Below are 6,984 nucleotides of genomic sequence, written 5' to 3'. Positions count from 1 at the left end.
ACCGCTCTTTGGCGCCAGCTGGTCCCGGTACGCGAAACACTTTAACTTGCTGGAGGACAACATTCGCAGACGCTTTATTCACTACTACTACTGCGACGGCCAGCGGCTTCTAGCCGTTTGACATAATCAATCGCGACGACTAAACCGACCATGATTAATTCATCGTCATCATTGGCAATGCTGATCTCGTACTTGTCGCCGATACTGAACCAGCGCTTGGCCACACTGCCGACAACTACGCCATCCCGCACGACTTCAAAATTCATATCCCAGAAGTCCCCTTGCACCGTCAAACCAGCGGCAATCAGTTCATAGCGGGGCTTGAAGAACGTCACTTTCTTTTGAATCGTCACAACCGTGCGGCGGTCAATGTTCAAGTCAAAACGGGGCATCAACGCGACGACTTTTTTCGTCACCGTCCCTACCACTCGACCGGATGTATCCGTAATTTCAAACTGCTTTGGAATTCTGAACAAGCTACCAGCAACTTGATAAACCGGTTGTTCTTGGTCATCGAGTACCGCAAACTTGTCGCGAACGGCTAAGATTTTTTGATTCAAATAAAGGTGTCGCATCGTTTCGCCCCCTATTGTTTAAACAACCAATGCACCACGAGATGATTTAATAAGCGTCCCGGCCGCGCCTGGTCAACTAAAATTAGCCCACCAAGCAAGCCGACGAACTGTAACCACTGATTTTCGCGCACTAATGCTAAATATCCCAGCGCCAATAATATTACGATAGGCACTAGGATTCGACTGACTTGGCGTTGGCGCTTAATGTTGACCTCCCACACGGTGGTCTTTGACCCAAAAACCCAGACACACCGCCGGACTAATCACAATCAACACAATTGCCATAAAGATATTTTTAAAGAAATTGATAAACTCATCCATAAAGTCCGCCTTGGCTTCCACTTGCGGCGTTAAAGCCGTGGGCACCGGTTTAGGCTTAGTGCGCTTGGCCGCTACCGACCATGGCCGCCCAGAATCTTTAATGATTTGGTCATCGTCTGGCCGTGGGTCACTGGGCTTTTCGGCCTTGCCCTTACCCCAGACTTTAAAGACACGCGCCCAGCGATACTTGATGATTGGAAATAAAACTAACCCACAAACGATACAATAAATCACTAACGGGTTGAATTCTAATACTATATGGTTCACGGCTTGCCGCGCCGACAAGACCATCACGATAAATACCGCGATGGCACTGTAAAACCAGCTACTAATCAGATTTTTTGCCTGCCACATAGCGGCCTCCTTCAGCGACTAATCCACCGCTAAGGCGAGTCGCACCATACTTTTACACTGAATACCTTGTTCATAAATCGGTTCGGGATAGTTATCCACAAAGAAATTGCGCCAAATGGCCACCATCTCAAAGCCGGCCCGTTGATAAATCGCTAACTGTCGTAACGACGAGTTGCCCGTCCCAATTTGCAACTCATGACAAGCTGGGTCCTGTTGACAACTTTTAATCGCATCCGCTAGTAAGGCTTTCGCAATCCCTTGATGTTGATAACTCGGCGCTACCGCCAAATTCATAATCTCACGATGACCAGCCGTGAGCGCACTTAACACTACGATACCGGCCACTTGGCCATCGCGTCGGACACCATAACTCGTACTAGTCGTTAAATACGTTTGCACTTGTTGCCAATCAGGGTCAGCTAATAACAATAATTCGCGCGGTATTTGGTCAGCGGTAAGTCGTTGAACCATTAGCGCGCCCGCCGTTTCGCTTCACGCCGATAAAAACCGTTCCCCCAGCAAACGTACGGCACAATGACCGCAATCATGGCCAAGACATAGTCCGGCATCGTTAACGTTGCCGCGTTAACGATGACTTCATACGCCAAGAAAACCGTCCACAAGATGGGCGCAATCCCACCAACCCAGAAATAGCGGCTAGCTGAAAACACGAATTCTTCGAGAATAAATAAAATAATCGCAATGATCCCTAATACTAATAAACTCATGTTAGCACCCCCTGTTGATAACTATTTGTTCAACTGTTGCAACATATCCACAAACCGGCCGATGATTAAGTTATCCACATCATCTTGGGCATAAAAGATAATCATCTTTTGACGTTGCGCTGGTGTTAAGTTAGCTTGTGACCCGAAATAGACTAAATAAACATCGGCATCATCAGTGTCTAATGACTTGCCATAATCAGTATCTAATTTAAAAGTGTAATCCTTACCTAACTGTTCACTTAAGGCGTCAATAAAAGCTTGAATGGCTTTCGTATCAACCGTTTCTTGACCAGCGACAACACTCGTTACTACGTTTACTTGCATTTTAATTAACCGCTCCTAAATTGATAATTTTTATACTTTCACATTAGCGCATTTTATACGCCATCGCAACCAACTAGTTATCCACTGTGCATAACTTATTACGCTTGGCGCACGGTCCACTTATCCCCAGCTTGGGTCAAGACGGTAACGGTACTAGGGGCGATTGCTTGGTTAGCTGGTTGTTCACCGGTTGCTTGAAAGATTAAATGGCGCAACGTCATACTATCGGTCACTACCAAAACATTGCCATCAGCCGGCGTGGCGGCCGTCACTTGGGCCAAGCCGCTGCGATAACGTTGCCAGAATTCTTCACCGCTTTCGGCCAAACTATCCACATCATGGTCGTGAATTAAGTTCTGTAAAGCCATGGGCGTTTGATCCGCTTCAAATTTAGCCACACTCGGGTAACCTAACTTGGTCGCAAAGCCGGACCAGACGGCAGCTTGTTCAAAGCCTTCAAAGCCCCCGTAAAATGGGGCCCGTAAACTCGCCAACAATTGCAATTGGGTGGTCGTTGCTTGCGCGGCCAAGACGGCGTGTCCCGTTTTACCACCACGACTCGTATCACTCGCATAAGCAGTATCGAATTTAACCGCCGCCAGTTTTTGCCCGACAGCGACACTGGCTTGTTGCCCGGCCGGTGTTAACGGCGTGCCGCTCCAGCCTTGAAAACGATCGAGTTGATTAAAATAAGTCGCACCGCTCACGACAAAATAAAGCGTAATTGATTTCATAATGCGCCTCTTCCATAAAATGATATTGATTAATGATAGCATAAAAGGCGCGGAATCCGAGTGATTCCACGCCTTTTGTGACCTGATTTTAATTTTCGTTAACGAACAACTAGCACTGAAATTGGTGAATACTTCGCCATATAAGCCGCTTGCGACCCAAAGTACCGGCGCACGCCGTGTTTAGCGATTGAACCAATGACTAATAAGTCAGGCTTAATTGCTGGAATGATTTCCTTAACAATCGTTTCCCCCGGCTTACCTTCATCGACGACCGTCGTGACATCTTGCACCCCAACATCTTTTGCCAACTTTTCATATTGCAACACGTGGGCTTCCAAGTCGGAACGTTGGCCATGTACATAATCCTTATTCATGGCTTCGTAAACGTTCATGTTATCTTGTTCCAAAATCGACACGATTGTTAACTTAGCGCCATCAGTTTTCGCGCGATTAATCGCATACCGGAAGGCTAACTGGGCATCATCAGAATCATCGACCCCGACTAAAATATGTTTAAACTCTTTAGGACTCATTTCGGACATAAAAAACGCTCCCATCTATAAATTTAAAACTATTTACTAGTGCAATTTCATTCTCAACGACCACTGCCCAATTGTCAAACTAGGCGGTTGGTTTATTTTCTTTCAAGACGTGGGCTGGATTACCAACGACCACGACATTATCCGGAAATGAGTGCGTGACGACTGCTCCGGCCCCCACGACCACGTTATTACCTAACGTGACCCCGGGTAAGACCATCGCACTACCCCCAATCCACACGTCATTGCCAATCGTAATCGGCGCCGTACGTTCCGCTTCTGTCCGCCGCACCGTTGGATCTAGCGGATGCACCGGCGTATACAAACCCACTTTAGGGCCAAACTTACAGTCGTTCCCAATTTTAACGACCCCTTCATCACAAATCGTGACGCCGTGATTGGCATAAAAGTGATCCCCAATCGTAATGTTGACCCCGTAACTGAATTCAAATGTCGGTTCCACAAAGAAGCGGTCACCAACGGAACGTAACAAGCTTTTCATCCCGGCATTGCGTTCGTCGTTATCGGCGATTTGGTTATACTTCATAATTTGTTCCCGCACATAGTTACGGCGCTTCAATAGTAGTGGTGATTCCATATACAATTCACCATTAATCATTTGTTGATAAGCTGGGTCATTCTCGATTTCCATACTGAACTTCCTTTGTTGTTTGGTTTTTGATGTTTTGTTGCCGCCTCCAGCCAACAGTTGCCTCACCATGGCGCAGACCTTGAGCCAAAGAACGGTCTCAAGGGCGGTTGGCAGCCTGGTAAAACCCACCAGTCTACCAACCCGGCGCAAGTTCTAAGCGGCCAAAATACACCCGCTAAGAACTTCGCCATGGTGAGGCAACTGTTGGCTTCCGGCTCATACTAGGTTGAGTTATCTGAGATGTGGTAATTTGTCAGGTGGCTGACCATCCAATAAATGATTACATGCATATAGCTGCAACCTTTCCTATATTAAGCATACCACAACGGGAAAACTTGCTGTATGATGAGGGGCATAGATACACTCATAAATGAGGGAGTTACTAGGGATTGCGTATAACACTTCCGCTCATGTGGCAAAGGTGTTCTGAATTACAGCCAGCTTGTTCATCGTTATCAATCCAACAATCTCGCAATTCACTAGCTGATTAAAACTTACAATTATTTGCTATCATTCTATTTGTAAACACAAAACTCAGCCAACTAAAATAGCACCATCAATAACTATTTAGCGGCTGGACACTAGGGGATGCGCCGTGTCGCAATGATGACTGGGCGACCTTTCCAGTCATCATTGGGGTCGTCTTTTGAGATTGACACGGGTTATGGTCAAGCTCAAAAGCGCCCTGGGGACCGCTCTTTGGCCCCAGGTCTACCCCACGGCGCATCCCCTAGTGCCCAGCCCCGGCAACCAGTATCCAAAAACTGAAAGTGAAAGTGAGGCAACTGATGCGACAATTTGCAATTTTTGATTTAGATGATACTTTATTAGACTTTACGCGGGGCGAAAAAGAAGGCATCACCGCCATTTTGAAAAAATACGGGGTGACCGACTTGGACCATGGCCTGCAAGTTTATTTGGCGCATAACCATGACGTTTGGCACCAAATTGAACAAGGCGCCGATCGGGATGCCTTGCTGAACTCGCGGTTTCAAGTTGTATTTGCTCGCCTCGGTATCACCGTTGACGGCGTGGCCTTACAACAAGAATATTTGAACTTAGTTGCTCACAACTTCTACACCGTTCCCGGAGCGGCCGACTTATTAGCCCACTTACACCAAGCGGGCGTCCATTTAATCGTTGGCACTAACGGGACCAAGGCCACGCAAATGAATCGCGTGATTGGCGCGCACTTAGATCAATATTTCGACCAAGTTTACATTTCTGAATCGGTCGGTTATCCTAAACCGGATGCGCGCTTTTTTGAAACGATTTTTAGCCACAATCCTGACATGACCACCACCAACACCGTGATGGTCGGTGATAGTTTGCAATCAGACATTTTAGGGGCCCAGCATGCTGGTTTAGATAGTATCTGGTACAATCCTAAGCATCTACCACTGACTACCAACTTGCAGCCAATCGCGAATGTCGACAACTTTAAAGCCATTCAAAATTTGATTTTAGCGTAAAGCAACGCCCTACCATTTTTGGTAAGGCGTTTTTTATTTACTAGCTAAAGCCGCAAGAACCCATGCTAGTCACGATTGATACCAACCAGTCAAAAATTCTACGCCATGAACCAATTCACATCCTCAAATTACGATGCCAACTCACGGTCCCGTAATAGCGTGCCGCGTCACCAATCCGGTTCTTTCTCAAAATTGATTATGATAGTGAGTTAATTATATTTCACAATGACAGCAAGCGAATTTTCAACATGACTGCCTCTAACCTCCCAACTGGATTGGACTGGCACCATAATCATCCAAAAATCAATCTAGCTGCCGGCTGACTGTAATGGAAGCCGCCATGCGGGTGGCGTTAACGGGATTGGGCTGTATCCCGTTTACACCACGGACGCCTTTTGAGACTTGGGCTTTAGGCTCAAAAGCGAGGACCAAGACCGCCCCTCAGGCTTGGTCCGGTCCCCATGGCGGCTGGAATTACGGTCAGCCGGCAGCGGCAATCACCACCTTCCAGTACAAACCGACCTGAGAACCATGAATGGCGACAAAAAAACCGCGCTAACGACCAGCGCGGTTTTAAAAGGTTACTGCTTATCTTCTAATTGTTTTTCTAATTCTTTAATCCGCTTTTGTTTCCGGCGTAAATACCAGATTAACAAGAGAATCAAGAGTAATAATAGTAAGGCTAAGCCAATCCATAACCACCAGTTATGATGTTGGATCGTTGCATTTTGATTGAGCTTGTCCGCTTCTGCCGCCGTAATCGTGAAGTTACGGGTAAATTCCCAATGTTGCTTTTTGGACGTGACTTTAATTTTAGCCGTGTACTTGCCCGGCTTTAAAGCCGTATCGCCGACTTGCAATGGAAATTTATAGATAGAGTTGGGCGCGATTTGTTCATGGGCATTCGTCTGATGATAAACGACTTTGCTGCCATTACGATGATAAATCTTGACGTTGGTTTTGACTTGATTCAAAAAAGCCGCCGTATGATTTTCAAACGCTAAACTAATCGCATTACGCCCATTATTTTGACTCGCTTTTACTTGGCCTAAGGTTAACCTATTTTTCGTTAAATCCTTTTTGCCGTGTAAGACGACCGCAATCGTGTACGAATATTGGTTCTTGACGCCCATCGCACTTTTCGATTTGGTTTTATCTGCTTTTTTCAAAAACGAGATGCCACCCGCTAATTGGCCGGTAAAAGCTTTTTTCGGCATCTGAACTTGGTAAGTGGTAGATTGCAAATTTAATCCGAATTTTTGGACAAATTGTTCAGCATAACCTG

The 6,984-nt window shown here is 46.3% G+C and carries 10 protein-coding genes; 1 reads left to right on the top strand and 9 read right to left on the bottom strand.

Going from position 1 to position 6,984, the window contains the following annotated elements; all coding sequences use genetic code 11:
• Window positions 1-74: 74 nt before the first annotated feature.
• From DY78_RS10790 to DY78_RS10755, 8 genes are all read right to left on the bottom strand, one after another.
• On the bottom strand, window positions 75-575 hold the full coding sequence (locus tag DY78_RS10790) for an LURP-one-related/scramblase family protein (RefSeq protein ID WP_024625519.1): 501 nt from the start codon (window positions 573-575) through the stop codon (window positions 75-77).
• Window positions 576-776: 201 nt separating this feature from the next.
• Window positions 777-1,250, bottom strand: a complete 474-nt coding sequence (locus tag DY78_RS10785) for a membrane protein (protein ID WP_024625518.1) — start codon at window positions 1,248-1,250, stop codon at window positions 777-779.
• Window positions 1,251-1,268: 18 nt separating this feature from the next.
• Window positions 1,269-1,721 (bottom strand): GNAT family N-acetyltransferase, encoded by a 453-nt coding sequence (locus DY78_RS10780; RefSeq protein ID WP_024625517.1) that lies wholly within the window; start codon window positions 1,719-1,721, stop codon window positions 1,269-1,271.
• On the bottom strand, window positions 1,721-1,978 hold the full coding sequence (locus DY78_RS10775) for a hypothetical protein (protein ID WP_024625516.1): 258 nt from the start codon (window positions 1,976-1,978) through the stop codon (window positions 1,721-1,723). The genes DY78_RS10780 and DY78_RS10775 overlap by 1 nt, the downstream gene beginning before the upstream one ends.
• Window positions 1,979-1,999: 21 nt before the next feature.
• Window positions 2,000-2,302 (bottom strand): hypothetical protein, encoded by a 303-nt coding sequence (locus tag DY78_RS10770; RefSeq protein WP_024625515.1) that lies wholly within the window; start codon window positions 2,300-2,302, stop codon window positions 2,000-2,002.
• Between the two features lie 98 nt (window positions 2,303-2,400).
• On the bottom strand, window positions 2,401-3,036 hold the full coding sequence (locus tag DY78_RS10765; protein WP_024625514.1) for a histidine phosphatase family protein: 636 nt from the start codon (window positions 3,034-3,036) through the stop codon (window positions 2,401-2,403).
• A gap of 98 nt (window positions 3,037-3,134) precedes the next feature.
• Window positions 3,135-3,578 (bottom strand): universal stress protein, encoded by a 444-nt coding sequence (locus tag DY78_RS10760; protein WP_024625513.1) that lies wholly within the window; start codon window positions 3,576-3,578, stop codon window positions 3,135-3,137.
• A 79-nt stretch (window positions 3,579-3,657) separates the two neighbouring features.
• Window positions 3,658-4,227, bottom strand: a complete 570-nt coding sequence (locus tag DY78_RS10755; RefSeq protein ID WP_024625512.1) for a sugar O-acetyltransferase — start codon at window positions 4,225-4,227, stop codon at window positions 3,658-3,660.
• 788 nt (window positions 4,228-5,015) lie between these two features.
• Here DY78_RS10755 and DY78_RS10750 point away from each other — a divergent pair.
• Window positions 5,016-5,699, top strand: coding sequence for a YjjG family noncanonical pyrimidine nucleotidase (locus DY78_RS10750; protein ID WP_024625511.1), 684 nt, complete (start codon window positions 5,016-5,018; stop codon window positions 5,697-5,699).
• A 581-nt stretch (window positions 5,700-6,280) separates the two neighbouring features.
• Here the strand turns inward: DY78_RS10750 and DY78_RS10745 are convergent.
• On the bottom strand, window positions 6,281-6,984 hold a 704-nt coding region (locus DY78_RS10745; protein ID WP_156404121.1), incomplete at its 5' end, for a DUF3324 domain-containing protein.

Origin of the sequence: Lactiplantibacillus fabifermentans DSM 21115 (assembly GCF_000498955.2) — a bacterium.
In the GTDB taxonomy this organism is placed as follows: Bacteria; Bacillota; Bacilli; order Lactobacillales; family Lactobacillaceae; genus Lactiplantibacillus; species Lactiplantibacillus fabifermentans.
This window is presented reverse-complemented; position numbering and strand designations above follow the sequence as displayed.